The sequence below is a fragment of the Prochlorococcus sp. MIT 1342 genome, from assembly GCF_047304495.1.
Classification (GTDB): domain Bacteria; phylum Cyanobacteriota; class Cyanobacteriia; order PCC-6307; family Cyanobiaceae; genus Prochlorococcus; species Prochlorococcus marinus_D.
Map to the genome: position 1 here is coordinate 1,325,290 of NZ_CP138957.1, position 25,961 is coordinate 1,351,250.

A 25,961-nucleotide genomic window follows, 5' to 3' on the forward strand; every position below is an offset into this window, starting at 1 on the left:
TAATTTTTTTACATCAAGATCTATTTTACTCTTCTAGCCAGCTTTTTATAATTACAGTTCTCAATGCACTGGTTATGCTTTCCCAGTCTCGCCATCCAGAGGCCCGCATAAGCTGAAGTGTTGGATACCATATAGACTTGATGTCATTACCAAAAGCAAAATGACTTGTTATCGGCAATATAACGATACCTTTTTTATGCATGGCACCAAATAAATGTGCATTTGTCTGTTGAGCAGTAATTATTCCGTCTAATGCTGAGGCCATCGCGAGAAGTTGACCGAGGTCTTTTGTAAGCTTGGGGTAATTTAATACTTCCAAGCCAAATTTCTCTGCCTCTGCGTAAAAGCTGTTTGAATGTCCTGTATGTTGAAGATCAACCAATGTAATCGGTAGCCCTTTAAGTTGTTCTAAAACAAGAATCGCCGGAATCGACCGGTTACGTCGCGCTGTGATGTCAATTATTCTTCCTGCTTCAAGGGATATACCTATCCTTACTTTATTACTAGCATCCCGTTTTAATATTTCATGCCATATGTATTCATCTGCCTTTCTGGCACTGATAGGAGTATATAGATCATCTATTTCCTTTGCAGTAGATCCATAAATAAGTGGTAATGATCCTATGGCAATTTTGGTCAATGGCTTGCCGAGCAGTTTTATTTGATCAGGGTTATCAATTATATTTATATCCTTGTAGCTTGTCTCAAGTAGATCTATCATTCTTTGTTCGCAAATAAGAGTCGTTTTTGGATTGTCTTTAACTATGGCGTTGAGAAAACGGGAGAAATAGCACATATCTCCAACCCCTTGCTCTCCTATTACTAATACATTCTCATCATTGATTGGGCATCCATTCCAATTCGCAAGTAGATCGTAATGTAATTGATTGTTTCCTAATCTCATCCTATGTTCATACTCACGCCAGCCTTGCTCAAATTCACAGTTGCTGAGTAGATGTTGTGCATTTGCAACGCGAGCCGCATGGTCAGCTGGAAACTTCTCGAGCCATTCTTCAAGTCGATATCGTGCTTCAGCTTTTCGGCCTGCTTGGAATAATGCGTAAATTGACTTGCTTCCGTTTGATGATCCGTTCCAATTAATATTGGCAGTCTTGTCTAGTATCTCAAGATATCCATTAATATTGTCTGTGTTTAAGTATGCTTCTGCTTTGATCATCTCATCATTAATATCTACCTCTTTGGCATTGCAAAGCTCTATGCTTTCATTTAGTGCCTTTTCGTATTGATCATCTTGAGTTAGCCCTTGTATGTATGCGTACCTTACGGGCTTGCTATCTTGTGATAAAAGCAAATCTTCTAACGTAGAAAGTGATTTCTTGATTTCACCCCTTTTCTTGTAAGCCTTTGCTAACGCAAGTGTTGCCTTGCAATGAGTTGGTTCAAGCGCCAAGGCTTTTATTAATTTTGGAATGGCTTCATCAATGCGGTTAAGTTCAAGTAAATAACAACCTAAATTATTCCATCCGTCAGCCCATTCGGAGTGATGTTTCACAACAGAGTTGAATCCAGCCAATGCTTCAGGGGAACGTCCTAGGCCTAGTAGTGCCTTTGCCTTTGCTGTACCAACTTGTGGGTGATTTCTAATTTGATCTGCACTCAGTGTTCTTTCAATCCATTTAAGTGCTGCATCTGCCTGTCTGCCTTCAGTGAGTACATCGCAATATAATGCAGTAATTTGCGGGTCTGCTTGATTCTCGGATAGCAACCTTTCATATATTTTTACTGCATTTTGCAGGTCACCCTGCTGACGTAATTTCTCGGCCGCAACGGCTAATGACCTGAGCTCATCTAAATTCATGTTTAATGCCCGGACCGCAAAGCTGTTAGCGAAAGATCAAATATAAATTTTAACATCATTGCAAAAAGGTTCTGACGTCAACGCTATCGTGATTGAGTTCCCGAGACGCTTAGTCAGTCATGTATTGGGATCTATGTTTTGATTAATCCAAGGAAAGGTAATGATCAAAATCAAAGAAAATCTTTTAACCCATCGTACCCTTCAATGCATCTGCATAGATACAAAGACACCTTCTAGATTCATTTAAACTTCAATTAAAAAACTTAGAGTTAATTTCATAAAACAACTTTATCAAATCGCCTCAGGCTTCTAAAATACTACGTGTAGGGCTGCCTCCTACTACTTTATCCAACTTATACATTGATCACATGACACACAATATGATCTTAAAATAAATAGCACTACGAAGATTCTAGCTGTAACTTCTAGAAAGATTTGCCTGAAAGATTAGGATGTAAAGTTTATCGGAAATATTCATTCTATTGTTTTCATGAATAACATAACAAACCTTTCATCAGTCAGTACTATGAGTTATTCGTTCTCTGCGCAGTTGACGCCAGTACAGCAAGGCTTGAAGCACTATCATAACGAGAACAATCGGTAGAACAATGCAGAGCATTGTCAATCGAAATCCATCCTGCCAAGTGGGTAAGGTGCGGGGGAGAACTTGATCAATCACATAAAAAACGTAAAGCCCTACAAGGATCCCTCCTTCAAGTCGGCTAATTCGTCCCCTGGTCCAAAAAATTGGCATGCAGGCAAGCGTGGTGAGCACCATCACAGGTAGATCTCGCTCAATGATCAAACGATCGACTTGCAGCCCAGCCCCACCAGATATCAAGGCACAACTGCTCAGGACCAGAAGTTGATTGAGCAAGCTGCTGCCCACCACATTGCCGATCGCAAGATCTGTGCGGCCTCGTAGAGCAGCTACCAAAGATGTGAACAATTCCGGCATTGAGGTGCCAGCAGACACGATCGTGAGTCCGATGACGGTCTCACTCACTCCTAAGAGTGAAGCAGCATCGCTTGCCCCATTAACCAGCTGGTTCGATCCGACGGTCAACAACAGGATGCCAAGCAAAAGGCGGATACAAGCTTTGATCCAACCGCCATTGGCAGTTTCACTATTGATCTGCGGCTCAGCCTCCACCATTCCATCCGGTTCCTCCCGGGCCGTACGGATTTCCCATACAGAATTGATCAAGAGAGCTATCAAGAGGGCTACTCCGGCCTGCCATGTCACACGACCTACTGAAGCCATTCCCCATACGGCTGCAGACACCGCTAGTAGTAGAGGAACATCACGTCGCACTAAACGACTCTCCACTTTGAGTGGCAGCACAAGGGCACTGCTGCCGAGCACCACCATCACATTAAAAATATTGCTACCAACCACATTGCTCACGGCCAGGGCATCGGAGCCCTTGAGCACTGAACTCACACTGACGAACAGCTCGGGGGCAGATGTGCCCAACGCCACAACAGTGAGACCGATCACAAGCTCGGGTATACCGAAGATAATTGCAAGGGCGACGGAACCCTGCACAAACAGTTCTCCGCCCCCAAACAACAGGCCGATTCCTGCCAGCACTTGTAAAGCCGGTTCAAGGAATTGCGGCATGTGATCCGAACGGACTAAAGGGATTCTGCATCTAAACGCAAACTCTGACCCTCTCTCTCAAAAATCATGGTTGCTTGCGCAAGGCGATCTTAAGGCTTTGGTCTTCATGCTTGCAAAATTCGCTGTTGCTCAATCGAACCAACTGATTCTCTGATGTCGCTCTGCTTAGAAAACTTATCGCTGCAAAAATGCTTCTATCGATGATCTTCATTTTCGCTTCTTGCTCTTCTGCACTGGCCAAGGCTTTCTCCTGAGAACAGAATGTCACTGTCTGTTCTTAGGGATGACTGAGCTATAGCTTCGAAAACTTCGTCTTTGAGAGTCGCTCCTGAAAGGCGGGTATCACTGCAAATTTATTTTTGGGTCTTGCTTCGTTGCTGAAACCTCTACACCTCATTCTGGGTTGATGACATTGGATTCTTTGCCCGACCAACTCATTTTGCGTCAACCGGATGACTGGCATGTCCATCTGAGGGATGGTGCCATGCTGCATGCGGTGCTAGGCAGCACAGCTCGGGTGTTTCGACGAGCAATCGTGATGCCCAATCTCAGGCCACCAATCACGAGTGTAGAAGCAGCAATAACCTATCGCGACCAGATTTTGGCAGCCCTTCCTGATGGTGTTCCGTTTACGCCATTGATGACGGCCTACCTCAACGAGAGTTTGGCTGCAGATGTTTTAGAACAAGGGCATCAACAGCATGTTTTCATCGCCGCCAAGCTTTATCCAGCCCATGCCACAACTAATTCCGAGCAGGGGGTCAGTGATCTAAGAGCGATTAACTCACTTCTAGAGACGATGGAGAAAATTGGGATGCCATTGCTCGTTCATGGTGAGGTGAGCGATGTCGATATCGACATTTTTGATAGAGAAGCCTTTTTTATTGAGCACCACCTGGCACCACTAATAGGGCGTTATCCAAATCTTCGTGTCGTGATGGAGCACATCACGACGCAAGAGGCAGTTCAGTTCGTGGAAACAGGTGGGCCGAATCTGGCAGCCACTATCACTCCTCATCATTTACATATCAACCGTAATGCAATGTTTCTCGGTGGTTTTCGTAGTGATTTCTACTGCTTACCAGTAGCCAAGCGTGAACGCCATCGACTCGCCCTGCGTCGAGCAGCGACAAGTGGCAAACCATGCTTTTTCCTTGGCACTGATTCGGCACCACACCCTCGCTCTGCAAAGGAGAGTGCTTGTAGTTGTGGTGGCATTTTCAATGCTCATTATGCGATGGAAAGTTATGCCGAAGTCTTTGAGCAGGAAGGAGCACTTGATCGTCTTGAGGCCTTCTCCAGTGAATACGGTCCAGCTTTCTATGGCTTGCCCCTCAATAACACCTCAATCAAACTGATACGAAGAGCTCATGTTGTACCAGCTACTTTTAGCGGACAAACGAACGCAGATTCTTCTGAACACTTAGTTCCATTTCATGCTGGCGAGCTGTTGGGCTGGTCTGTTTCGGTTGATTGATAAAGCACGCATCGGAGCGCATTAATTGCACCATTGCTCGAGCTGGCAATCAAGGATCCGATTGGGGTCTGGCTAGCAACTTGAATCTCTACGCAAATGGGGAAATATTTGGCTCGTTGCGATGATCACCAGTGGGGGCAGGGGGACTTGAACCCCCACGTCCTTTTCAGGACAAGCGATTTTAAGTCGCTTGCGTCTACCAATTCCGCCATGCCCCCGGCAATGGCTGGGCCAAGGCCCGCAATGGCATCCTAGATTTATACCAAGCAGTTTGCTGACAGTGTTTCTACAGGCCGTCACCAGTTCAATCTCGATCAACTCTCTGATGGTGCTCGCTGCCTATGCCTTGTTAGGCGGCCTCTATTTGATTGTTGTCCCTTTGCTCCTCTATTCCTGGATGAACAGACGGTGGCACTGTATGGGCAAATTCGAGCGTCTAAGCGCCTACGGATTGGTGTTCCTGTTCTTTCCAGGTTTAATCCTATTCGCGCCTTTTTTGAATCTTCGCCTTAATGGGCAAGGAGAGGTTTAAACATATGACGCGTGCCAAGGTCATTCAGCTGGGCTTTCTTATTTTGATACTCGGGGGGATCGCTTACAGTGTATTGAGATTTACGGGCCTGGATAGTATTTCTGCCGGTATCGCTGCTCAATCACTTCTTGTTGTGGTTGTTGTCGCCTGGACGGGATCATATCTACTTCGAGTGGTTTCAGGGAATATGACCTTCATGCAACAACGGCGACGTTATCAACAGGCCTATGAAAATCTATCAGCTGCTGAACTTCAGGCTCGCTTCGATGCATTACCTGATGCTGAGAAAGTTTCCTTACTGAAGGATATTGAGGATGAGAATCCTAAGCAACAAGCCCCCTCTGACCCATAGGTTCTAGGGCGTTTGCCCCCCTCACGCCTTCTTCTAATTGATTGCTATGGCAGATTTCTTGGCACCTAAATCCAATACACACGCCACAATCAGCAGTCGCTTCCAACGAGTACAAGCTGAGGGACGCCTTGCACTCATGCCATTCCTAATGGCTGGTGATCCTGATCTAGAAACCACTGCTGAGGTATTGCTCAGCCTGGAGCAATCTGGCGCGGACATGATCGAGCTGGGCATTCCCTATAGCGATCCTCTCGCCGATGGTCCGGTAATTCAGGCAGCTGCTTCTCGCGCACTGGCTTCTGGAACAACACCAGCTCGGGTCTTGCAGATGTTGATTGACTTGCGGGGCAAACTTTCCATTCCTGTGATCCTGTTCACCTACACCAATCCATTGTTCAACCGGGGTATGGAGCGTTTCTGTGATGAAGCTGCTGAGGCTGGAGTTGCCGGTCTTGTGGTCCCAGATCTTCCACTCGAGGAAGCTGAGCGCCTTTCTCCCTTGGCTTCTGCTCGTGGACTGGATCTGGTTCTTCTGGTGGCTCCTACTACACCTGCGGAGCGTATGGCAAGGATTGCAGAAAGCAGCAGGGGTTTTACCTATTTAGTAAGCGTGACGGGAGTTACTGGCGAACGTTCTGTAATGGAGGATCGTGTTCAATCCTTGGTGCAGCAACTCAAGTTGTCCGGCTCCAATCCTGTAGCAGTCGGATTTGGAATTTCTGGGCCTCAGCAAGTACGGCAGGTGAAAAGTTGGGGTGCTGATGGAGCCATTGTTGGCAGTGCTCTAGTGAAACGAATGGCTGCTGCGGCTCCTGGATTAGTTGCTCAAGAAGCGGGTCTTTTCTGCAAGGAGCTGCGCAACGCTGCTGGATGAGTTTTAACTTGCTCATATCTATCATCCTGCCTTAAGACACAACAAAAAAAGCCCTGGAAGATTTCCAGGGCTTGCGTGATTCAAATGAGGTTGGAACGATCTTCTCTGAATCTCCCTTAGCTCAAAATATGAATCAATCGTCGTCTTCGTCGCTTGCTCCAGCGGGAACTAGGCGAATCTGCTTGCGGCCAAGCTTGATTTCAAATTCATCGCCAGGCTTGAGATCAAGTAAGGCTGTATAGGCCTTGCCAATCAATAGATTGCCATTGCCCTGAACAGTAGCTACATAACTAAGCTTGCGTCCACCCTTACCGATACCTGCAACACCAGTTATCCCAAGGCTTACACCTTTAGCTTCTAGTAGAGCTTCGTAGAAAGCAGTGAAGTTAAGGCGTTCTCCACCATCCTTCTTCGTGGAGACATAGCCACAGGCGCGAACAAGATCGGATTTGCTGACATCACCCAGGTCTTTGACTTTCGTGAGGAGGTCGCTGCCGGTGAGCATGATTTGTAAAACGGAAATCTACTTCAACAACATAGCGTTTAGTTACCCATTTGTGCCATCCTTTAAGAGACAAATTTTAGCGATGAGTTTTACGCAGCAGACATGGCACGATTTGTTCTTTGGGGTACTTACTGCGAGAACGCACTTGAAAAGCGAAGCCCTTTTCGTGAAGAACACCTCAATAGGCTTACCACTCTTAAGAAACAGGGCATTCTGATCACTCTTGGTCCAACAGAAGGGAGCACTCATGTTTTTGGGATTTTCGAAGCCGCAAGTCTTGATGTTGTTAGGCAGCTTCTAGAGCAAGACGTTTACTGGAAGGAAGGAATATGGACCTCTCTTGAGGTTTACCCTTGGGTCCAAGCATTCTGAGCTTGAGCCCATATCCAGGCCGCCACGAGCTGATCTCCACTATCGCCGAGAACATCCTCGTAGCCAGACATTTGCCCGATTCCTTCTCGAGCCACTCTGGCGATTGCTTGAGGATTATCTAGACCATTGCGCTCTAGTGCTTTGAGCCTAAGGGTTTTGTTACGTCGGATGATATTGCCACCATTTACATGACACCCTGAACAGTGTTGCTTGAATAACGATCCTCCAGCATCGGTATCCAATGCAATGGAGCCAATAGGATGGATCAAGAGTGTAGAGATCAGGATTAATAATCCTGCAGTTTGGCCCCCAAGTTCAAGTACAAGTCGCCTCAGGCGAATCTGTAGGTTCATGCAATCATCAGCAGTAACGCCTAAGTCTGCCGTAGTGATCTGTTGTGATCTGCTGATACCGCTTTAACAGTTGCGCATGGGCTTGGCATCCCCGTGAAAGAGAGGACTGGGCTATCAAAAAGGCCTCGAGCAGATCCTGAGCCGAATCAACTGCTGTTCACTGCTCTCATAGGCTCGCTGATGTAAGGCATGGAAATAGGTTGTGAATCCTGGTCAAAGGTTTTCATGGTTGAGTATTTCTATGCGTGTTGTGATGATCAAAGCGGATGAGGCAACCAAAAAAATTTCGCTGATGCCTTGAACAATTTGTTATCAGCATCATTAGTTGGAAATGAATTCTGGAGAAGTGGATGGCAGAACAGGATCTCTACCGATTCCTCGACAAGGTGCAACAGCTTCAAAAAATGATTCAGTCGCTAGAAACTGTCCCTGGCCGACGAGAACTGCTAGCCGCTTGTGGAGATCACAACCAAGTGGTGAAGTTAGCTCGATCTTGGGGCTTTGAGATTGGACGCCGTTGGGGTGAACTTGAGCCTGTCGAGCAGCTTTCTTCCGATGCCAATCTGCTAACGCGGCCATTACCTCCACAAGGACAGGAACAACAGCATCTTCTCCACGCTGGTTCAAATTGGCGCCTAGAACTAATTCTCTCTTGTGCTGCATCTAGTCCAGAGGGGTTCTGGTATGACCAGGCTGATCACGAATGGATTGTGCTAATGAAGGGGAGTGCACGTATGCAACTGAAAGATCCCGATGTGTGGGTTGATCTCAGCGTGGGAGATCAGCTGCATTTGGCCCCTCACCGTCTGCATCGTGTGGAACGAACTGATCCTCACCCTGGGACAATTTGGTTGGCTTTGTTCTGGAACGAGCAGAAAGGGCCGGATCAATTGTCGCTCTCTTAACCAGCCAATAAGCCCCGGCCAAAGCAATCGAGGCAATCCCTAGTCCAGCCAGTAACTGAGGTTTATCATCAGATCCTGGTGGCAACACGATCACTTTGCGCGCCACGGCTGTGAGCGCTGTAACAAGCACCAGTTCAATCTGTACCACGTGGCGGCGGAGATAACTGGTGACGTTCTGAAGCACTTCAAGAGCAATCAGCACAGTTAACAGATCACCAAGAACCTTGATTAAGTCATCCCCAAGCCAGCTCTGCTGTGAATCAACGAACAATTCATTGCCAACATTCACGATGAGCTGTATCAATGCCGCAATGATCACAACAACGGTGATCAATGTGAGAACCTTGACAATTACTCTTTCTCCCCAATCCACTAGATTGAGGAATGAAGGCATTGCCCGCTTGAGACGGCGCAAGGCGGATCTCAGTTATTGAACTGATTGTAGGAAGGCCGAGCCGGGGTATCGCCGCTGGGATTCTCAAGTTTGGTATCGCAGGTAATGGATCCATCGGCCTCTTCAATGCAGTTGCTGGGCACGACTTTGCTGTTTTCACCTGTACGGCTATTCGGTCCAAGTAGCCAACCCTCCGACTGTGCCTGCAGGCTTAAAGGAGCAGCTAATTGCAGACTGGCAGTCATTCCTAGGCAAGTCACAAGTAAGGGCAAACGCATGATGAAACAGTCATTCAGATCCACTTTGCCTGTCATCTGGTTCAGCTGCCGCAGTCATCGCGGATTTCTTGCAGAAGTAGGTCTAGTTGGCTGAAAGGATCGACATCTTTTTGGTTGTCAGATTGAGATGATGCATTCGTTCCAACCCATTCGGCTTCAATTTCACATAGACGTGCCGCCACCCGTGGTATTCCTCCCAGGCGATGTTCACGTTCCAAGACCTCAAGCAAGGCAGGCATGCGAGTCGATACAGCCTGAAGGCTTCGACGCAGGTCTGCCTGGGTACGTCCCTGCTGCTTCAACCAATCCTTCAACAGGAGGGTCAGCTCATCTTCAACTTGACCAGACCACCCTGACATCAGCCGCCAAATGGAAACCACCGATCTAGTTTGCGTCGGGCACGATCACGAATCTGGGGAGTCATGTGATTGCTCCAGAGGCCTACGACTGCGGTAAGTGCAACAAGGTCATCACTAAATCCTGCTACAGGGATCAAATCTGGCACCAAATCAATGGGCATGATGAGGTAGGTCAGTGCAGCGAGCATGGTGAGTCTGGCCTGTGCAGGTGTTGATGCATCCAGGAGCATTTCCAAAGCTTCTAAAGCCGGCCTTGCAAGGCTTCGCCCAGCCTGACGCAACACCTTTTGAAACAGACTCTGATCAATAACGGAACTTTCCAGCACCGTTGCATCGACGGTGGTGTGAGTTGCTGTGGCCTCATCAACCATGGTTTGTCGGCGCCGATGTCATTCCATTTTTACCTGATTTATGGGGATTCATAAGATGAGCTCCGCCCCTTCTTGGGGCGGATTTCCTACTTTTCAGTGAGGTTTATCGCTTAAAGGGTGCTTTCCACCAAACCACTCTGAATTCCTGCTTTGCGCAGTTTTCGCAGTGCCCTTTGTACTACCTGCCTGCAGTATTCGCGACTGCAACTCATATGTCGTGCAACTTCCGCGAGGGTGCGCCATTCATCAGATCCGTCGAGGCCAAAACGAAGTGTGACCACCATCCGTTCTTTAGGAGTGAGGTTCGCACGATTGAGCAAAGTCCATACCGATGCAGTTCTTTCCGACATTTCGGCACGCTCCATAGGAGGGATCTCTTCGCTGGGAAGGACATCCGCAAGTTCTGAAGGATCGGATTTTGACTTCACAACTCCTTGAAGGCTCACTGTCACACTGCGTAATTCACAAGCGAGCAGATCTTCCACTTCAGCCATCGGCATTCGCATGGTTTTTGCCAATTGCTCAGCAGTGGGAGGCAAGCCGTTGTTCTGCATCAGTCTTGACTTTGCTGCCCTTAATTTGGTTAGCTTCTCATTCACATTGACGGGAATTCGTATCGTCCTGCTCTGGGTCGATAGTGCCCGGTTAAGCCCTTGGCGAATCCACCAATAGGCATAAGTCGAAAATCTATGGCCACGGGTTGGGTCATATTTCTCCACTGCTCTGGTAAGTCCAAGCGTGCCTTCTTGAATCAGATCGAGAAGATCAAGACCCTTGCCCTGGTAGCGCTTGGCAAGATTCACTACAAGTCTTAAATTGGCAGTGATCATCTGATTCTTGGCTTTTTCACCACGACGAATGGTGAGGCGCTGATCATCTGAGTATTCGCATTCGGGCCCTGCTCCACCAGCAAGATGGCAGCGGTCAGTAAGCGCAACCATGGCCTGAACCTTCCGACCCATTGTCAGTTCCTGTTCAGGTGTCAGAAGTTGATGTCGCCCGATCTCCCCAAGATAGGCACTTAAAGAACTCACCATCTGGAACTCAACTCTTAATTGAACCTAGAGCCAAAGTGTTTCCATCCTGACTGCGTAAGAAAGAGTACGGAATTAACTTTTTATGCGTTATTAAACAGTTTCTTCAGGATGTCGTGTTGCTTTAATTGATGCAGACCCCCCTCACCCTCTTCTTCTATTGAGATAGCCGTTCATTGAGCTTGATGTCGCTAGCGTCAAAACGAATTTCGTTCATCCCATCCACTTGGGAGTCCTCCTCATGCCTGAGATTGTCAACAATGCTGGAATTGCCTACGTCCACTACCTGAGCTTCATGGTTTGCTTTGCTGCCTTGGTGCTTGAGCGAAAGCTGTTGAAGGCTTCCCCAAACCGTGGAGAAGCCACGGCGATGGTCATCACGGACATCGTTTATGGCATAGCAGGCTTGGCGCTATTGATCAGCGGCATTCTGCGGGTGTTGTATTTCGGCCAAGGAAGTGACTTTTATACTCAAAACCCTTTGTTCTGGTGGAAGGTAGGAGTCTTTATTGTTGCGGGGACTCTTTCGCTTTATCCAACTGTCACCTATATCCTCTGGGCTATTCCACTGCGCAAGGGAGAACTGCCTGAAGTGAGTTCCTCGTTAGTGACTCGCCTCGGTTGGTTCATCAACATCGAAATCGTTGGATTTGCATTCATTCCCCTTTTGGCAACCCTGATGGCCCGCGGCGTCGGCCTTCCTTCTCAATAATCCAAATGGTTCCAGATCCCTGTCCACCAGCACAAGACGTGCGTGTTTTAAATGGTGGTCTCCAATTACCCGAGTCCAGAAATGGGCTCGGGTATGTCGACAAATTAGCGACCACCAGTTTTGGTTATCCAAGCTTGCCTCATTGGTGTGTATGGATTGAACCAAACCCCAAAGGCTCTGTTGCGGGCCATCGCTGGTTAAAACGATGGGCCAATGCTGTTGATGCTGCATTCAATAGCTGGTCTGAAGTGATTCCACTAACGAGGGTCGCTGAGATTGAACGCGCTCATGTGATGGTGTTTAGAAAACGCCCTCCGCTGCGACAGCTCCCCTCGGGTTGGCGTGCCAGCAATGGCCGCAGTCTGCTGACGATCATTGAGGCTCGACGCAAAAAAGCAACCCAACTTGAGCCAAAAGTGAAGGTCATGGTTTCACCAGAACTAAGAGCGCCTGTCCTTCAAGCGACAGCCTTGCATGAGCTAGGTCATGCTTTTGGCCTATGGGGGCACAGTGATCATGCTGGCGATGTCATGGCCGTATCCCAGGGGGCATTGCCTGTCTTGACTGTTTCCAAAAGAGATCGGCTCACACTTGAGTGGATCCGTTCACAATCCACCAACTTTGGGCAACCACGTTGATAGGGATTTCACAAATAAGAATCACTCAATCAGCCACAGTTCAGCCTTCAGTTTCGACGCGGTGCTCCACGTCTATTAGCGAGCACCTCAAGCACTTCTCTCCAGTTCACACCATGGTGGGCAAGAGCGACTTGCAGATGAAAGAGAAGATCAGCCGCTTCATTAGCAATTGCCTTCGCATCGTCGTCTTTGCAAGCCATCACAAATTCCGCACTCTCCTCACCAATTTTTTTGAGGATGCGATTGTCTCCACCTTCTAAAAGCTTGTTTGTATAACTGTTGGCTTCAGGTGTGGTGTGGCGTTGATCAATCACCCGAAAAAGTTCACTGCATGCATCCATCGGAGGTGGAAGAGTGAGTGAGTCTCCCTGCGAATGCTGGTTTACCTCTGAGAAGAAACAGCTTCGGGCTCCGGTATGACAACTGACCAAACCGGTTTGTTCGATACTGAGTAAAAGCACATCAGCATCGCAGTCATAACGAATTCCCTTAAGAATCTGCGTATGACCGCTCGTGGCACCTTTATGCCAAAGCTCCTGACGCGAGCGGCTCCAGTAATGAACTTGGCCACTCTTTAATGTCTGCTCCAAGGCAGTGCGATTCATCCAGGCCATCATCAGAACGGCTCCATCAAGCCAATCTTGGGAGATCGCTGGAATCAAACCAATATCGTCAAAACAAAGTTGGTCGATGAAGGCGGGGCTGAGGGGTTGCATTCGTCCTCAAGGAGCGCAGGAGCTGCCGTGCAATCATCCCTCAGCACCAAACTATTCATCAACTGGCTTCGCTCTCGCATGATCCGCCCCTCCTAAGGCCTTTTAACCTGGAAGCGGATGGAGCAGTGCATCAGCATCTCGAATGCTATGGGTACTGATTAGAAATTTCACTTCTAGCCATGGCTAGGAGTCAGGATCAACAGACACCAGAGACATCAAGGGGTGATGGGTGGGCTTACGGACTGATAAGAGCTACTCAAAGCATTCAGTCTCAGCATCAAGCAGATGGCTTGTCTCAGGCTCAGCTAGAAGGGGAAGCTTCCAAATACTGATAAGTTGAATTTCAATGGCTATATCATCGATAAAGCTCTGAACAGACACCTTTCCGATTTTATTTCTACTGGTGTATGGAAACAAGCCACATCGATCTTTAACTGTCAGCACGTCCAAGCAAATAAATTCAATTAATTCTTGCTCTCTTCTTAGATCTGAGCAATTCAATTCTCCAGATTTAGTACTTACCAGTTCTCATATCTCCTTTATCACCAGGCAACGCCATCCAAGATATTGCCACCAATCACAGATCTAATCTTGCCAAAAGGAGCCTGACCTGGGTTTCCGCTAAAAGAACTTGCCAAATGCCGAAAACATCAAATATCACGCTTCTTCTTGCACTCGGATTGGAGGCACCAAATTGAAAACCTTGATCAGAAATCAATGGACATCCGCAATCACGTTGAAATGTTGCCTGAAGATTTTTTTATTCAATTAGATATACTTTTGCAAATGAGTTAATAATCAAACTCAAGAGCTTTGAATCTAAATCATAGAATTTAGATGAGTCTTTAGATCTTGCCTCTAGAGTACATTCCCCTAGGCAAATCCCTTCAATGGAAAGCATTACAATGCATTGCCTTGAAGATTGGCTTCTATTTGAACATGATTTTGTTCGTCGCTTAAGCTGATCCGTATAGTCACATAGATCGAATCACGACATCAAAGTCACTCTCTACACATAATCTCAAAACACACGCCAACTGCAGTAACTCTCTGGATGAACGACCGTGACTAAGACACTGAAGAATGCTTACACTTGTAGCAAGAATTTCTCTGGATATCCTTGCTGTCATCGTCAATGGCGTCATCCAGGACACTGTCGATTTGTGCATGGCTATAGCCGCAGTTTTACCTTTTGGTTTGCAGCTCAAGAGCTTGATCCCTACGGATTTGTCGTCGACTTTTCCAGTCTTCGGGATCTGGAACAACAACTCAACAACCAATTCGATCACACCTTCCTCGCCAATGCTGATGATCCGCTCCTGCCTCAATGGCAGAGCCTGAATAATCAAGGCGCTATTGATCTAAGGGTGATGGACAACGTAGGCATGGAGTCCAGCGCAGAGCTGGTTTGGCAATGGGCCAATGCCCTTCTGCTTGATCGAGATGGTGGGCGCAGCTGTTGCTGGCGGGTAGAAGCGCGTGAGAATGAAGCCAATGCAGCTTGCTATGAAGCAACACCTACGTGGTTTGAGACGAAGACTCTGCTCTGATCAATTTGCTCGATCGACTCCCCTAATGGGAGCGCGAAGGGGATAAGCATTAGCGAAAACTCAGACGCTCCTGATCCACATCCACATGCACAATCTGACTATCTCCATAAAGGCCCGCCAGGATACTTTTGGCTATTGGAGTTTCAAGCTCGCGTTGTATCGCTCGCTTAAGGGGTCTAGCCCCATAAACAGGGTCATAGCCAGCATTGGCGAGCCAATCAGCTGCTGTATCACTGATCTCTAGGCCAAGCTTCCGATCGCAAAGACGCTCACGCAGCCGATTGACCTGAAGGGCAACGATCTGACGCAATTCCTCGCGCCTGAGGCTATGAAAGATGATTGTTTCATCCAGGCGGTTGAGAAACTCAGGCCTAAAATGAGCGTGCAAAGCATCATGAACTCGCCGCTCCATTTCCCCGTATTGACTATCATCGCCTCCCAAGTCGAGAATCGACTGGCTGCCAATATTACTGGTAAGAATTAGCACCGTATTTGTAAAATCAACTGTGCGACCCTGACCATCGGTGACACGTCCATCATCAAGGATCTGTAACATCACATTGAACACATCTTGGTGTGCCTTCTCCACTTCATCGAACAGGATTACCGCATAAGGGCGTCTGCGTACGGCTTCGGTGAGCTGTCCACCGGCCTCATAGCCGACATAACCCGGAGGTGCCCCAATCAGTCTGCTGACACTGTGCTTCTCCATATACTCAGACATATCGATTCGCACCAAAGCCGCCTCGCTGTCAAACAGTTGAGAGGCCAATGCCTTGGATAGCTCCGTTTTACCGACACCAGTGGGGCCTAGAAATAAAAAACTTGCGATCGGGCGGTTGGGATCACTTAAACCTGCCCTAGAACGCTGAATCGCATCTGCAACAGCTTGCACAGCCTGTTCTTGGCCAATCACACGTTGGTGGAGTTCTGCTTCAAGTCCAAGCAGCTTTTCCATTTCCGACTGCACAAGCTTGGCGACGGGAATCCCGGTCCATTTAGCGATGACATCAGCAATATCGTCTTCCGTAACCTCCTCTCGCAGCAGTGATTTATCGCCTGCCTCTCCATCTTGGGCCAGGGCAGTTTCTTTCTCGCTGAGTTGTTTCTGCAATCCCGCCAGAGTTCCATACTCCAGTTCAGCTGCCTTGTTGAGGTCGTAGCTGCGCTTGGCTTGCTCAACTTGCAATTGCACCCGTTCGATTTCTTCTTTGAGCGAAGAAAGGTCGTCAATCGCACCTTTTTCTTGTTGCCACTGTGCATTGAGGGCACTTTGTTGCTCTGCTAATTCAGCAAGTTCGCGTTCTAGTTTTTCCAACCTTTCCTTGCTAACGGAGTCGGACTCACGTCCTAGGGAAAGCTTCTCCATCTCGAGCTGCACAATCTTGCGATCGATTTCATCAATTTCCTCAGGCTTGGAAGTGATTTCCATTTTCAGCCTTGCAGCAGATTCATCCATCAAATCGATGGCTTTATCTGGCAAAAAACGATCGGCAATATATCGGCTACTGAGCACAGCTGCAGCAACTAGGGCGTTATCAGCAATGCGCACACCATGATGCACTTCGTAGCGTTCTTTGAGACCACGCAGGATGGAGATCGTGTCTTGCACTGTGGGTTGATCCACAAGCACTTGTTGGAATCTTCTTTCTAAAGCGGGGTCTTTTTCGATGTGCTGTCGGTGCTCATCGAGGGTCGTTGCACCAATGCAGCGCAGTTCCCCTCGAGCCAGCATTGGCTTAAGCAGATTGCTGGCATCCATTGCCCCACCGGTCGCTCCAGCGCCTACAACAGTATGGATTTCATCAATAAAAAGTACGATTTGTCCTTCAGAGGCGGTAACTTCTTTGAGCACCGCCTTGAGTCGCTCTTCGAATTCACCTCGATATTTCGCCCCTGCAATCAAAGCACCCATATCAAGGGCGATTAACTGTCTGTTCTGAAGGGCTGCAGGTACATCGCCATTAACAATCCGCTGTGCGAGGCCTTCAACAATTGCGGTTTTTCCCACCCCTGGCTCCCCAATGAGGACAGGGTTGTTTTTGGTGCGCCTACTAAGAATCTGAATCGTGCGTCGAATCTCATCGTCTCTTCCGATGACAGGGTCGAGTTTGCCTTCGCGAGCAGCAGCAGTCAGGTCTCTGCCATATTTTTCGAGAGATTCGTAAGTTCCTTCTGGGTTCTGATCGGTCACCTTCTGGTTTCCGCGTACCGCGTCAATTGCAACCTTTAGTTTGCCGGCATCCACACCCGCTTGATTGAGCAACTTGCGGCCGCAACGATTGTCCCCGGCCAATGCAAGTAACAGATGTTCAATCGAGATGAAACTATCGCCAAAAGCTTGCTTATGTTTCTCAGCTTGATAGAGAAGATCATTGACTCCCTTGCCCAGATAGACAGAGTCTGGCGCAGCCTGCAGAGTGGGCTGTTCTTGCAGGTGTGCCTCCACGGCTGTTTGCAAGTTGCCGATCGACACACCTGCTTTTTCTAGGATTCTTCCTGCCAAAGCGTTTTGCTGGAGCAGTGACAACAACAAATGCTCTGTTTCCAGTTGCTGGTGCTTGCGTTGTTGGGCAAGTTGTTGGGCCAAAACGATTGCTGCCCAGCCTTTTTCGGTAAATTGATCCGCCGTAGGTTGCATGTGGTCTTTTACGTTGATTCAACCGTATGTCGACTAACCATTAGCGCCAAGCGGTAAACCGTTCTGATTGGTACGGCTCTTTCGGCAGAGTGTGGTAAGCACCACCAAGAGACAAATCAAACCTCATTGCTGAATTCGTCATCAACAACTGTCATCTATGCATTAAGGTATTTAAGTATTGGTTTAAAGAAGCCTATAGATCAACCATCTCCATCTATGCACGATTAGATCATCTCTTCATGGCTTAAACCTTTAGTATTCTCTTGATCAAAATACAACAGCCTACCCAACATTTGGATTATCTTTTACTCTAAGGAAAATGTATTACTAATGGCACCAATCATGCTTATACCTTAATTCAACACAAGCACCGTGACCTTCAACCATTTCACCAGCAAATATTTAAAGACTTGTAGCCACTTGCATTCAAGCCAATCATTTGCGAATTGGAGAGATTCTACTTTTTCTAAACCAATCCTCTATCTGCTGTGACTCAGCCTCATTTTGAAGATCGCAAAGCTTGACAGGAAAACCATAATCTTTAGCTAGATCTATTAACTCCTGACCATTAGAGCAATTCTTCAACTGACCTCGTAGCGTTAAACTGTGCTCAGCGGCATGGAGAAGATCAGACAGGCCCTCTCGTGTCATTGCATCATATACATTCTTAGCTTGATGATATATACAAGATTTGGCACCTGCAAACCTGCGGGGAATACTATGCAAACTTGCTTGATGGATCAAACTTATGTCATCAAAAAAAATGACTGAGGAAACAAAAAAAGGATTATCACCTCAGGTTTGATATTTTTAAGGTCTTTAAAATCTACTTATTGGTCAGTCAGTTTAACTCAGTTAACAGTAACCGTTCCAACCATGCCAGCGCCACGATGGGGCTCACAGTAGAAATCATAAGTACCAGCAGTTGAGAAAGTTTGTTCCCAAGATTCACCAGGTGCAAAGGCTAAATCTGGATGGCTTAACTCATCGTGGCCTTCAAATACAGCGTTATGTGGGGCCAGATTGTTGTTGACGAACTTGATGGTATCTCCAGCCTGAATCGTTAAAGAGCTGGGCTCGAAAGCAAGCATGCCTGAATCGCTGCCTAGCTTCACTTCAGTAGTGGCGGCCTGAACGGAAGAAACTCCAAGCCCAATCACCAAGAGCAGGGCGCAGGCAGCTGCTGCGATAGAGCGAAGCATTGAGGCCATGAGGGCTTGCATCATTTCTATGAACACTTTAACCCTTATTGTGAACTTTTCCTCGCTGCGGCAGCCCTGAATCTGCTAACACGGCTTCAAGTGTGGCTGCATGGCTGTGACCTCCGACACGTTCTGGTGTCGTAATTGGATCATGCACAAAGTGCCGTTGTTTGATACTGAAGCGATCCCAGGCATTGATTTCGATCGGTAGCACCTTGATCAGAGCCTCAATCAGCCAACCCCACAGGGGTAAACCAGGCGTCTGCCTGAGCCCACGCCAGCGACAAAGCGTCGCTATAGCTTGATTCACAGAGATTGCGGGTTGACCCATAACCAAACGCCGAACAGCTCCCTGCCCAGCCTCTCGATTGGGGAGTTTGGGGGTCGTTGCCAAGTGGCCACATATGCAAGCAATATCAGCTGCGTGAATGAAATGAAAGCTGGCATCAGCCCGTAGCCAGCGTGCCAGCCAAAGCCAGCGGCTTGCTTCTTCTAACCCTTCAGTGAGATAGCTGGTAGGAAATGGGCTCGTGCCATCGACCCTTCCCCCGAAAACGAGCGTAGGAAAAACAGCCACGATCCGATCAGACAACGGATGGTGCTCAAGGTCCTGGAGGCACTGAGCCTTGGTTTGAATGTATTCAGTGCCATACGAAAGAGCTTCTGGCAATGGCTGAAGATCCCGATTGAGGATGCTTGCCGTGGAGAAATAAGTGATCTGCTCAAGAACCTCTGGATTGAGAAGCCCGAGCAGAGTTTTAACAGCCACAACATTCACTTGATGGGCTCGCTCTGGATCCCCCCAGGCCGTTGCCGTATGAATCACACGGCTGACCGTGGCTAGCTGATTAGCAAAACAATGGGGGGCACGTAGATCTCCAACCAGCAGTTGAACACGTGGGTGTTGCGCTGAGATGGCCGTGAGTTTGGCCGGGTCTCTGAGCCAGAGCAGTAACTCGGCATCGGAGTTTTCAAGTAGCCAGGCGGCTGTGTACTGCCCAACACAGCCGCTGGCTCCTGTGATCAGGATCCGGGCAGGAGTCAAGCGGCAGATCCGATCAGATTGTCAACAGTCTTGCCAGCTTCAAAAAACACCTTGGCATTGTCCTCAGGTGTTCCAGGCAGAATGCCATGGCCGAGGTTGAGGATGTGCCGGCGACCTCGAGCCTTGCGAACCGCATCGACAATTCGCTCTCGAATCGCTTCTGGTGTTCCAAACAACAGGCCAGGGTCAACATTGCCTTGCACACCTAAGTGATCGGGAAGTCGAGCGCAGCCATCGGCCATATCAACAGTCCAGTCAAGAGAAATGATGTCGACACCTGTGCGCCCCATTCGTTCCAACACTCCAGCGCTGCCGGAGATGTAGAGAATCATTGGAGTGTCGGGATGAGTGGATTTCACCAGGTCTACGACTCTTTTTTGATAAGGCGCTGCAAAGGTGTCGTAGTCGGCCGGGCTTAGCTGACCGGCCCAGGAATCAAACATCTGCACGACCTGGGCGCCGGAATCGATTTGATAACGCAAATAAGTGGCAATCGATTCAGCGAAATGGTTGAGCAAACGATGCAGAAGATCTGGCTGCTGGAAAGCCATCGCCTTGATCACGGCGTAATTCTTGCTGCTTTTGCCCTCAACAACATAGGCAGCAAGGGTCCAGGGAGCCCCCACAAAACCCAACACAGCAGCTTTATTACCAACGCTCTCGCGCAGGCGTCCGAGCACCTCGCCAACAAAAGGCATGGTTGCGTTTGGCTCCAATGGCTGAAGAGCCTCAATTTGGCTGAGGCTGCGAATCGGCTTTTGGATGAGGGGGCCCTTGCTTTCAACGATGTCGAAATCGATGCCCATGCCGGGCAAGGGAGTGAGGATGTCTGAGAACAAAATCACCCCATCAGGCTGGAATGCTTCAAAGGGCTGCATCGAGATCTGGTAAGAGAGATCAGGATTTTCAGAACGCTCTCGAAAACTGGGGTAACGGTCCCGGAGATCCCGGTAAACCTTCATGTAGCGTCCCGCCTGGCGCATCATCCACACAGGGGTCCGCTCGACCGACTCACCACGCGCAGCGCGGAGCAATAAGGGCTGGGAGTCGCTCATTACAAGGGTCAGGATCAGTCAGAAAACCTACCTGAAGGCCGTTGTTGTTCAGGCCATCAGTAATGTTGAGAAGGCAGCTTCGTCACATGTTCATTGGCTTTGGCTGCACTCAAAGACTACGCTTCGGGTCATGACGGAAGACCAGCACGCTCAGCGCTGGTAGACAGAGTTCAAGAGACTGCTCATATCCATGGATATTGAATTCATCAGTATTTTTACCGCCCATATTGCCGAGGTTTCTACCGCCGTAACAAGAGCTATCTGTGTTCAAAACTTCCTGATAATAGCCACTCATAGGCACGCCAATTCTGTAATTTGAATGACTTTGAGGTGTGAAGTTGGCGACGACGACAAGCCAAGTTCCGCCACTACTTTCACGACGCATAAAGCTGATTACAGAATGACGATTATCATTGCAATCAATCCATTGGAATCCATACTGATCAAAGTCATCTTTCCATAGAGCAGGCTCGGCTTTATAGAAAGTGTTGAGGTCATCAACCAATCTCTGCAGACCCTTATGAGGATCATGTTTCAACAGCTCCCATTGCAGATCTCCCCATACATTCCATTCCGATCGTTGACCAAATTCCATTCCCATGAAGATAGTTTTCTTGCCAGGATGGGTCCACATATAGGCAAGCAATGCACGAACATTTGCAAATTTCTGCCAGTCATCTCCTGGCATCTTATGGAGAAGATTGCTTTTACCATGCACAACCTCATCATGACTAAGTGCCAGCATGAAGTTTTCGGTGTAGGCATACCAAATAGAAAAAGTGATGTTGTTCTGGTGAAACTGCCTAAACCAAGGATCTAACTCGAAATAATCGAGCATGTCATGCATCCAACCCATATTCCATTTAAGATTGAATCCCAGCCCGCCCATATCAGTGGGCTGAGTAACCATGGGCCAAGTTGTTGACTCCTCCGCAATTGAAAGCGCTCCAGGAAAGTGCTGGAAAAGAACGTGATTGGCCTGTTGGAGGAATCGAACTGCTTCTGTATTTTCTCGCCCTCCATCTTCATTGGCAATCCATTCTCCATCAGGTCGAAGATAGTCGCGATAAAGCATCGAAGCCACCGCATCAACACGAATACCATCAATATGGAATTGCTCAAACCAATACACAAGATTGGCAACGAGAAAGTTGCGAACCTCGTTGCGGCTGTAGTTGAAGATCAACGTGCCCCATTCCTTGTGTTCACCAATGCGTGGATCAGAATGTTCGTAGAGATGGGTTCCATCAAAGAAGGCCAGGCCATGACCATCCTTAGGGAAATGGCCTGGCACCCAATCGATGATCACACCTAAACCTTCGGCGTGGCAGCGATCAACAAATGCACGGAATTCATCCGGACTTCCAAATCGGCTGGTGGGTGCATACCACCCTGTGACCTGGTATCCCCATGAGCCATCAAATGGATGCTCTGAGATTGGCATCAGTTCAATGTGGGTGAATCCCCGATCTTTCACGTAGGGGATTAACTGGTCGGCTAGTTCGGGATAGGTCAGGAGACGAGCTTCAGGCTTCATGTCCGCAGCGGGTACCGGCGCCCGAGGCGTGCCATCCAACTCGATATACGGTTCATCTGTTGCTGCATGAATCCAGCTGCCTAAATGCATTTCATAGACAGAAATTGGTTGATCGAGAGCATTACGACTATCCCGTTGCCGCATCCATTGCTCGTCCTGCCATTGATAGCGATCAAACCTCGCGACTACGGAGCTTGTCGCTGGGCGCACCTCGTGCTGGAAACCATAGGGATCAGCTTTCTGATAGCAATGGCCTTCCTGCGTTCGGATTTCGTATTTATAAAGGGTCCCTTCTTTAAACCCAGGAATAAACAGCTCCCAAAGGCCTCCCTGGCGACGCTGCATCGGATGATGACGGCCATCCCATCCGTTTAATTCTCCGAGAACAGCCACACTGCATGCATGGGGTGCCCAGAGGCAGAACATCACTCCCTCAACACCCTCACGCTCCATCAGGTGGGCGCCCATGCGTTGCCAAATGTGGTGATGGTTGCCCTCCGCAAAGAGGTGACGGTCCATCTCCCCCATCCATTCAGCGTGGAAGGCCCAGGGGTCGTGCTGCTCATGCACGATTCCTGCGCGTTTAACCCGCACCTGGTATGTGCGGCCGGGATCTTGGTTGAGAGCTGCTTCGAAGATCCAGGAGTGATTGGGCGTTGTCATGGCAGTCGTTCTGCCATCACAAAGCAGCTCTACTTGGCTTGCCTCCGGCATCCAGATGCGCACGATCCATTGCCCCTCATGGGATTGAGGGCCCAACAGCGAGAAAGGGTCATCGTGGCGACATTCAGCAAGTCTTTGGCCTTCTTGAACCACCCAGTCGAGGGCAACACTGGTGGTCATGGGGCAAAGACATCAATGGCCGGGAGCTTAGGTCGATTCATGGACCGCAAGGGCAGACTGAGCACCAGAGGGAGCAGTTGAATCAGCGAACGCTGATCAATCAGACCAGATCAGCTGAGAAATCCACGTTGATGATCTCCCCTTGACTGTTGAAAATGACAAAAAGGTTGTCTGTTAAATCGCCAAACTCAATGGTCACTAGAACCAGCTGCTGTTCCCCTCCTTGGCTGGCAACAATTGCATCTTTCACCTTTTGGAAACCACCGCTGACGCGATTGAGTTTTGTCCACTTGCGTTGCAAGTCTTGTGGTTTCAACTCCTGTTGAAAGCTCAGTTCAAGAAAGGAACGCGCAGCGATCCAGCGAGCAGAGACCAAATCGTCAACGAAATCAATGGCCGATTGCTCGATCGGCAATGCTTGACCACTCCATTTCCATGCGATCAATTTCCCTTCCTGATCGAGAACCATGATCAACGGGACGTCTCCATCGATGGTCTCAACCATGGCGTCGACAGTGGTGTCGTCTATGCCTGGTGAGACGTCGACAATGCGACTTGACTTGACTTGAGGGCGCCTTTTCAGACGTTGTTGGATCCGTTCAGTGGTGGTGGTGCTGCGCAGAGCTTCTGAAAGTTGGCCATAGATGGTTTTGGCGTCTTGCACCACTAATGCCTTGAGCAGGATTTGCGCTGTTTTTGTCGCCTCAGCAGGGCTCAAAGTGGTCTTTTGAATGGTCTCCTGCGCTGCCACAGTCGGAAGGGTTAGTGCACTCAGGCCCATGGGCAATCCAAGGGATAGGCTCAGCAGGCAAACAGACAGCTTCAAAACTCTTGGGGCAAATCGAAATCTATTTTGCCGGAGTTCCATGACAAAAACCTCAACTTGGATCCATTGAGCTGCAGTGTCATTGTCACCACTTGGCAATGGGGTCCTGGAGGGCCACAGGGATGACGATCGTGGCCTGGGTTGACACCAATGGCCGGCCAAGCTGCACCTGCGAGAGATAGGCGCAGATGTTCTCCTCGCTGCAGGTCTGCAAGTATTGGTTGAAGTTTCACCTTGCGCGGCAGCATGCGCAGGGCCTGCTCTCCTTGCACACGCAGAAAACCTGTTGAGAGCTGCTTCACCTCGCTGTGGTTGCAATTAACAATGGAGAGGGCAACGCAAAGGTCAAATCCCGGTTGATCTGACTGCACGGTCAGCTGCAGTAATGGGATCCCATTGAGTTGGAGAGGTTCCTGCAAAGCAGTGCTTGTGAAGGTAGCCACATCGGCGCGCTGATCCAAGGCGCTGCGCTCAGCAACTCCTGGTTTTGGGCTGAGATGTCCTCCCACTGCTTGAACCGGTCGCCAAGGGTCATGAACCACATAAACCACGCCGCCACCTTTCTTGTTCTGATGCAGGGTGCCTTCTGAGGGGTCCAAGCAGGCCATCCCTCCACTGACAAGACTCCAGCTGACATTGGCTGATGTTGTGGTCTGGGTGGGGCTTGCAAATGTCTGCCAAGAACAAGACGTGATATTCCAGATCCGCCCATGGGGTCTTGAATTAGTTAAGGCTTTCGAAAATTTCAGATGGCGATCAAAGAACTCCAGCTGAAGTTGCTGTGCATCAGGCCACCACTGAAGGTGAGTCGCTGGACCGATATGAAGTTCTGGGCTACCACCTACTTGGCTTGATCGTTGATAGAGATCAAGCAGGCCATTCAAATGGGGATCCCACCAGCCACCCAGAAGCAGCATCGGTTGACGAAGCCAGGAATCCAAGGGCTTGTGTACAACCCAGCCTTGATCGTTTTGGTTCGCTTGATGTAGCCATCTAAAGCTCATCCCATCGGGATCGTGGCGTTTCAGAAGTGCCGGCCCGTCATACAGGTAGCTGTCGTCTTCCAAACTGCGGCGAAGCTCTCTCCATACTTCCCAGTTGCCACAGCGACGAGCTTGTAGTGCTGCAAGTTGCAGCCCCCAGGCCAAGCCAAGATGCCACCAGTGAGCACCTCCCTCACAACTCCAATGGTTGCGCTCATCAACTCCTGCCATCGCTGGTGCCAGACAATCCGGTGGCGGCGTCCCGGGTTCGGCAAGCAGCTGTGTTAGGCCCTGATAGGAAAACCCATAGGTTCCAAGGCGGCCATTGCATTCTGGTAACTCCCGAACCCATGCATGCGTCTGACTGGTATCAGAAGCTTCTTGCAGGAAGCCATTGAAGTGGCCTTCGGAATCCCCTTGACCACGTACGTCCTGGACCACTACCAGATAGCCGTGACTTGCCCACCAACCAGGATGGATGTAAGTCACAGTTGAGGCGAGCGCACGTCCGTAGGGCTGCCGCATCACGAGAGCAGGCCAGGGTCCCTCACCTTTCGGGATCCATAACCTGGCAACGAGCTTGACCCCGTCAGCGAGTGTCAGCCAGGCATCGTGCCAGTTCACGGATCCAGAGCTCGTTCGACCTTCAACGCACATCCGGGCAGTGAAGTCCAATCACATAGGTGGCCAGAATGTCGGCATTTTGATAGCTGAGATTGCGTTGACGGGCGACTTCTGAGATCGCTGGAGATGGGGATGAGCCGCCTGAAACCAAAACCCCTTTGGTATTGAGAGCCTTAAATTGACTGCACAATTCGCGCGCTTCGCCTGGGTTGTTTTTGACGCTTTCAAGAAGGCTGGACTGCGCCTTGACATCCGAAGCACTGGCAAGGGCTACGACGATCAGCGCTGGCAAATAGCGCATTGGTCCCAAAGATGCACGCTGTCATCATTTGAGACACTC

28 protein-coding genes, 1 tRNA gene and 1 pseudogene are annotated in these 25,961 nt (G+C 49.0%); 9 read left to right on the top strand and 21 right to left on the bottom strand.

The window, feature by feature from the left end:
• Positions 1-25 precede the first annotated feature (25 nt).
• From SIB79_RS06865 to SIB79_RS06875, 3 genes are all read right to left on the bottom strand, one after another.
• Positions 26-1,819, bottom strand: coding sequence for a tetratricopeptide repeat protein (locus tag SIB79_RS06865; protein WP_063403271.1), 1,794 nt, complete (start codon positions 1,817-1,819; stop codon positions 26-28).
• 514 nt (positions 1,820-2,333) lie between these two features.
• Positions 2,334-3,443, bottom strand: a complete 1,110-nt coding sequence (locus tag SIB79_RS06870) for a calcium/sodium antiporter (protein ID WP_063403270.1) — start codon at positions 3,441-3,443, stop codon at positions 2,334-2,336.
• A gap of 64 nt (positions 3,444-3,507) precedes the next feature.
• The gene (locus SIB79_RS06875; protein WP_155724605.1) at positions 3,508-3,684 is read right to left on the bottom strand and encodes a hypothetical protein; all 177 of its coding nucleotides are present in this window, start codon (positions 3,682-3,684) and stop codon (positions 3,508-3,510) included.
• Positions 3,685-3,855: 171 nt separating this feature from the next.
• Between SIB79_RS06875 and pyrC the strand changes: the two genes are divergently transcribed.
• Positions 3,856-4,920, top strand: coding sequence for a dihydroorotase (pyrC, locus tag SIB79_RS06880; RefSeq protein ID WP_063403308.1), 1,065 nt, complete (start codon positions 3,856-3,858; stop codon positions 4,918-4,920).
• Between the two features lie 132 nt (positions 4,921-5,052).
• Here the strand turns inward: pyrC and SIB79_RS06885 are convergent.
• Positions 5,053-5,138, bottom strand: a tRNA-Leu gene (locus SIB79_RS06885).
• 107 nt (positions 5,139-5,245) lie between these two features.
• Between SIB79_RS06885 and SIB79_RS06890 the strand changes: the two genes are divergently transcribed.
• The 3 genes from SIB79_RS06890 to trpA are packed head-to-tail and all read left to right on the top strand — an operon-like array spanning position 5,246 to position 6,678.
• Positions 5,246-5,452: an NAD(P)H-quinone oxidoreductase subunit L gene (locus SIB79_RS06890; RefSeq protein WP_240951590.1), complete on the top strand. Its 207-nt coding sequence runs from the start codon at positions 5,246-5,248 to the stop codon at positions 5,450-5,452.
• Positions 5,433-5,804 (top strand): DUF3007 family protein, encoded by a 372-nt coding sequence (locus SIB79_RS06895; RefSeq protein ID WP_413681018.1) that lies wholly within the window; start codon positions 5,433-5,435, stop codon positions 5,802-5,804. Before SIB79_RS06890 ends, SIB79_RS06895 begins: the two co-directional genes overlap by 20 nt.
• A gap of 46 nt (positions 5,805-5,850) precedes the next feature.
• The gene (trpA, locus tag SIB79_RS06900; protein ID WP_063403267.1) at positions 5,851-6,678 is read left to right on the top strand and encodes a tryptophan synthase subunit alpha; all 828 of its coding nucleotides are present in this window, start codon (positions 5,851-5,853) and stop codon (positions 6,676-6,678) included.
• Positions 6,679-6,811: 133 nt separating this feature from the next.
• On the opposite strand, the gene SIB79_RS06905 is transcribed toward trpA, so the two are convergent.
• Positions 6,812-7,183 carry an AbrB family transcriptional regulator gene (locus SIB79_RS06905; protein ID WP_063403266.1) on the bottom strand — a complete coding sequence of 124 codons (372 nt, stop codon included), beginning with the start codon at positions 7,181-7,183 and terminating at the stop codon, positions 6,812-6,814.
• Positions 7,184-7,285: 102 nt separating this feature from the next.
• On the opposite strand from SIB79_RS06905, the gene SIB79_RS06910 reads away from it, so the two are divergent.
• Positions 7,286-7,555 (top strand): YciI family protein, encoded by a 270-nt coding sequence (locus SIB79_RS06910; protein WP_063403265.1) that lies wholly within the window; start codon positions 7,286-7,288, stop codon positions 7,553-7,555.
• Here SIB79_RS06910 and SIB79_RS06915 read toward each other — a convergent pair.
• Positions 7,531-7,908 (bottom strand): c-type cytochrome, encoded by a 378-nt coding sequence (locus SIB79_RS06915; protein WP_063403264.1) that lies wholly within the window; start codon positions 7,906-7,908, stop codon positions 7,531-7,533. The two genes, SIB79_RS06910 and SIB79_RS06915, sit on opposite strands and share 25 nt — an antisense overlap.
• Before the next feature lie 404 nt (positions 7,909-8,312).
• On the opposite strand from SIB79_RS06915, the pseudogene SIB79_RS06920 reads away from it, so the two are divergent.
• Positions 8,313-8,714: pseudogene (locus SIB79_RS06920) on the top strand (Nif11 domain/cupin domain-containing protein); the annotation flags it as partial.
• Here the strand turns inward: SIB79_RS06920 and SIB79_RS06925 are convergent.
• From SIB79_RS06925 to SIB79_RS06945, 5 genes are all read right to left on the bottom strand, one after another.
• Positions 8,677-9,207, bottom strand: a complete 531-nt coding sequence (locus SIB79_RS06925; protein WP_063403306.1) for a phosphate-starvation-inducible PsiE family protein — start codon at positions 9,205-9,207, stop codon at positions 8,677-8,679. The pseudogene SIB79_RS06920 and the gene SIB79_RS06925 sit on opposite strands and share 38 nt — an antisense overlap.
• 29 nt (positions 9,208-9,236) lie before the next feature.
• A complete protein-coding gene (locus SIB79_RS06930) occupies positions 9,237-9,521 on the bottom strand; it encodes a hypothetical protein (RefSeq protein WP_063403262.1) in 285 nt (94 codons plus the stop codon).
• A 5-nt stretch (positions 9,522-9,526) separates the two neighbouring features.
• Positions 9,527-9,844, bottom strand: coding sequence for a hypothetical protein (locus tag SIB79_RS06935; protein ID WP_063403261.1), 318 nt, complete (start codon positions 9,842-9,844; stop codon positions 9,527-9,529).
• A complete protein-coding gene (locus SIB79_RS06940; RefSeq protein WP_063403260.1) occupies positions 9,844-10,215 on the bottom strand; it encodes a YkvA family protein in 372 nt (123 codons plus the stop codon). The genes SIB79_RS06935 and SIB79_RS06940 overlap by 1 nt, the downstream gene beginning before the upstream one ends.
• A gap of 110 nt (positions 10,216-10,325) precedes the next feature.
• A complete protein-coding gene (locus SIB79_RS06945; protein WP_063403259.1) occupies positions 10,326-11,252 on the bottom strand; it encodes an RNA polymerase sigma factor RpoD/SigA in 927 nt (308 codons plus the stop codon).
• A 238-nt stretch (positions 11,253-11,490) separates the two neighbouring features.
• On the opposite strand from SIB79_RS06945, the gene SIB79_RS06950 reads away from it, so the two are divergent.
• Both SIB79_RS06950 and SIB79_RS06955 read left to right on the top strand, forming a co-directional pair.
• Entirely contained in the window at positions 11,491-11,961 is a 471-nt protein-coding gene (locus tag SIB79_RS06950; protein ID WP_063403258.1) for a DUF2214 family protein, read from the top strand.
• A 5-nt stretch (positions 11,962-11,966) separates the two neighbouring features.
• On the top strand, positions 11,967-12,599 hold the full coding sequence (locus SIB79_RS06955; protein ID WP_011129833.1) for a peptidase: 633 nt from the start codon (positions 11,967-11,969) through the stop codon (positions 12,597-12,599).
• Between the two features lie 47 nt (positions 12,600-12,646).
• Here SIB79_RS06955 and hisIE read toward each other — a convergent pair whose 3' ends face one another.
• Positions 12,647-13,315 carry a bifunctional phosphoribosyl-AMP cyclohydrolase/phosphoribosyl-ATP diphosphatase HisIE gene (gene hisIE, locus SIB79_RS06960; protein WP_063403257.1) on the bottom strand — a complete coding sequence of 223 codons (669 nt, stop codon included), beginning with the start codon at positions 13,313-13,315 and terminating at the stop codon, positions 12,647-12,649.
• A gap of 1,064 nt (positions 13,316-14,379) precedes the next feature.
• Here hisIE and SIB79_RS06965 point away from each other — a divergent pair.
• Entirely contained in the window at positions 14,380-14,865 is a 486-nt protein-coding gene (locus tag SIB79_RS06965; protein WP_074161312.1) for a 6-carboxytetrahydropterin synthase, read from the top strand.
• Positions 14,866-14,914: 49 nt separating this feature from the next.
• Here SIB79_RS06965 and clpB read toward each other — a convergent pair whose 3' ends face one another.
• The 9 genes from clpB to SIB79_RS07010 form a co-directional block, all read right to left on the bottom strand.
• A complete protein-coding gene (clpB, locus tag SIB79_RS06970) occupies positions 14,915-17,506 on the bottom strand; it encodes an ATP-dependent chaperone ClpB (RefSeq protein WP_063403255.1) in 2,592 nt (863 codons plus the stop codon).
• A 435-nt stretch (positions 17,507-17,941) separates the two neighbouring features.
• The gene (locus SIB79_RS06975) at positions 17,942-18,157 is read right to left on the bottom strand and encodes a Nif11-like leader peptide family natural product precursor (RefSeq protein ID WP_011129827.1); all 216 of its coding nucleotides are present in this window, start codon (positions 18,155-18,157) and stop codon (positions 17,942-17,944) included.
• A gap of 200 nt (positions 18,158-18,357) precedes the next feature.
• A complete protein-coding gene (petE, locus tag SIB79_RS06980) occupies positions 18,358-18,717 on the bottom strand; it encodes a plastocyanin (protein ID WP_063403304.1) in 360 nt (119 codons plus the stop codon).
• A 28-nt stretch (positions 18,718-18,745) separates the two neighbouring features.
• A complete protein-coding gene (locus SIB79_RS06985; RefSeq protein WP_063403254.1) occupies positions 18,746-19,753 on the bottom strand; it encodes an NAD-dependent epimerase/dehydratase family protein in 1,008 nt (335 codons plus the stop codon).
• Positions 19,750-20,808, bottom strand: coding sequence for a uroporphyrinogen decarboxylase (hemE, locus tag SIB79_RS06990; protein WP_063403253.1), 1,059 nt, complete (start codon positions 20,806-20,808; stop codon positions 19,750-19,752). Before hemE ends, SIB79_RS06985 begins: the two co-directional genes overlap by 4 nt.
• A 109-nt stretch (positions 20,809-20,917) precedes the next feature.
• Positions 20,918-23,188: a 1,4-alpha-glucan branching protein GlgB gene (glgB, locus tag SIB79_RS06995; protein ID WP_063403252.1), complete on the bottom strand. Its 2,271-nt coding sequence runs from the start codon at positions 23,186-23,188 to the stop codon at positions 20,918-20,920.
• Between the two features lie 100 nt (positions 23,189-23,288).
• Positions 23,289-24,056, bottom strand: coding sequence for a DUF3887 domain-containing protein (locus SIB79_RS07000; RefSeq protein ID WP_063403251.1), 768 nt, complete (start codon positions 24,054-24,056; stop codon positions 23,289-23,291).
• A complete protein-coding gene (locus SIB79_RS07005; protein ID WP_063403250.1) occupies positions 24,011-25,654 on the bottom strand; it encodes a CocE/NonD family hydrolase in 1,644 nt (547 codons plus the stop codon). Before SIB79_RS07005 ends, SIB79_RS07000 begins: the two co-directional genes overlap by 46 nt.
• Positions 25,644-25,922: a hypothetical protein gene (locus SIB79_RS07010; RefSeq protein ID WP_063403249.1), complete on the bottom strand. Its 279-nt coding sequence runs from the start codon at positions 25,920-25,922 to the stop codon at positions 25,644-25,646. Before SIB79_RS07010 ends, SIB79_RS07005 begins: the two co-directional genes overlap by 11 nt.
• Positions 25,923-25,961 lie beyond the last annotated feature (39 nt).

Excerpts from the sequence above, each read along its gene's own strand:
- SIB79_RS07010 (WP_063403249.1), bottom strand. The coding sequence starts at position 25,922 with ATGCGCTATTTGCCAGCGCTGATCGTCGTAGCCCTTGCCAGTGCTTCG.
- SIB79_RS06945 (WP_063403259.1), bottom strand. The coding sequence starts at position 11,252 with ATGGTGAGTTCTTTAAGTGCCTATCTTGGGGAGATCGGGCGACATCAA.
- SIB79_RS06870 (WP_063403270.1), bottom strand. The coding sequence starts at position 3,443 with ATGCCGCAATTCCTTGAACCGGCTTTACAAGTGCTGGCAGGAATCGGC.
- SIB79_RS06865 (WP_063403271.1), bottom strand. The coding sequence starts at position 1,819 with ATGAATTTAGATGAGCTCAGGTCATTAGCCGTTGCGGCCGAGAAATTA.
- SIB79_RS06950 (WP_063403258.1), top strand. The coding sequence starts at position 11,491 with ATGCCTGAGATTGTCAACAATGCTGGAATTGCCTACGTCCACTACCTG.
- SIB79_RS06935 (WP_063403261.1), bottom strand. The coding sequence starts at position 9,844 with ATGTCAGGGTGGTCTGGTCAAGTTGAAGATGAGCTGACCCTCCTGTTG.
- SIB79_RS06925 (WP_063403306.1), bottom strand. The coding sequence starts at position 9,207 with ATGCCTTCATTCCTCAATCTAGTGGATTGGGGAGAAAGAGTAATTGTC.
- glgB (WP_063403252.1), bottom strand. The coding sequence starts at position 23,188 with ATGACCACCAGTGTTGCCCTCGACTGGGTGGTTCAAGAAGGCCAAAGA.
- clpB (WP_063403255.1), bottom strand. The coding sequence starts at position 17,506 with ATGCAACCTACGGCGGATCAATTTACCGAAAAAGGCTGGGCAGCAATC.
- SIB79_RS07005 (WP_063403250.1), bottom strand. The coding sequence starts at position 25,654 with ATGTGCGTTGAAGGTCGAACGAGCTCTGGATCCGTGAACTGGCACGAT.
- SIB79_RS07000 (WP_063403251.1), bottom strand. The coding sequence starts at position 24,056 with ATGGAACTCCGGCAAAATAGATTTCGATTTGCCCCAAGAGTTTTGAAG.
- SIB79_RS06910 (WP_063403265.1), top strand. The coding sequence starts at position 7,286 with ATGGCACGATTTGTTCTTTGGGGTACTTACTGCGAGAACGCACTTGAA.
- trpA (WP_063403267.1), top strand. The coding sequence starts at position 5,851 with ATGGCAGATTTCTTGGCACCTAAATCCAATACACACGCCACAATCAGC.
- petE (WP_063403304.1), bottom strand. The coding sequence starts at position 18,717 with ATGGCCTCAATGCTTCGCTCTATCGCAGCAGCTGCCTGCGCCCTGCTC.
- SIB79_RS06975 (WP_011129827.1), bottom strand. The coding sequence starts at position 18,157 with ATGACACGAGAGGGCCTGTCTGATCTTCTCCATGCCGCTGAGCACAGT.
- SIB79_RS06890 (WP_240951590.1), top strand. The coding sequence starts at position 5,246 with ATGGTGCTCGCTGCCTATGCCTTGTTAGGCGGCCTCTATTTGATTGTT.
- hemE (WP_063403253.1), bottom strand. The coding sequence starts at position 20,808 with ATGAGCGACTCCCAGCCCTTATTGCTCCGCGCTGCGCGTGGTGAGTCG.
- SIB79_RS06915 (WP_063403264.1), bottom strand. The coding sequence starts at position 7,908 with ATGAACCTACAGATTCGCCTGAGGCGACTTGTACTTGAACTTGGGGGC.
- hisIE (WP_063403257.1), bottom strand. The coding sequence starts at position 13,315 with ATGCAACCCCTCAGCCCCGCCTTCATCGACCAACTTTGTTTTGACGAT.
- SIB79_RS06905 (WP_063403266.1), bottom strand. The coding sequence starts at position 7,183 with ATGCTCACCGGCAGCGACCTCCTCACGAAAGTCAAAGACCTGGGTGAT.
- SIB79_RS06940 (WP_063403260.1), bottom strand. The coding sequence starts at position 10,215 with ATGGTTGATGAGGCCACAGCAACTCACACCACCGTCGATGCAACGGTG.
- SIB79_RS06930 (WP_063403262.1), bottom strand. The coding sequence starts at position 9,521 with ATGACAGGCAAAGTGGATCTGAATGACTGTTTCATCATGCGTTTGCCC.
- SIB79_RS06895 (WP_413681018.1), top strand. The coding sequence starts at position 5,433 with ATGGGCAAGGAGAGGTTTAAACATATGACGCGTGCCAAGGTCATTCAG.
- SIB79_RS06955 (WP_011129833.1), top strand. The coding sequence starts at position 11,967 with ATGGTTCCAGATCCCTGTCCACCAGCACAAGACGTGCGTGTTTTAAAT.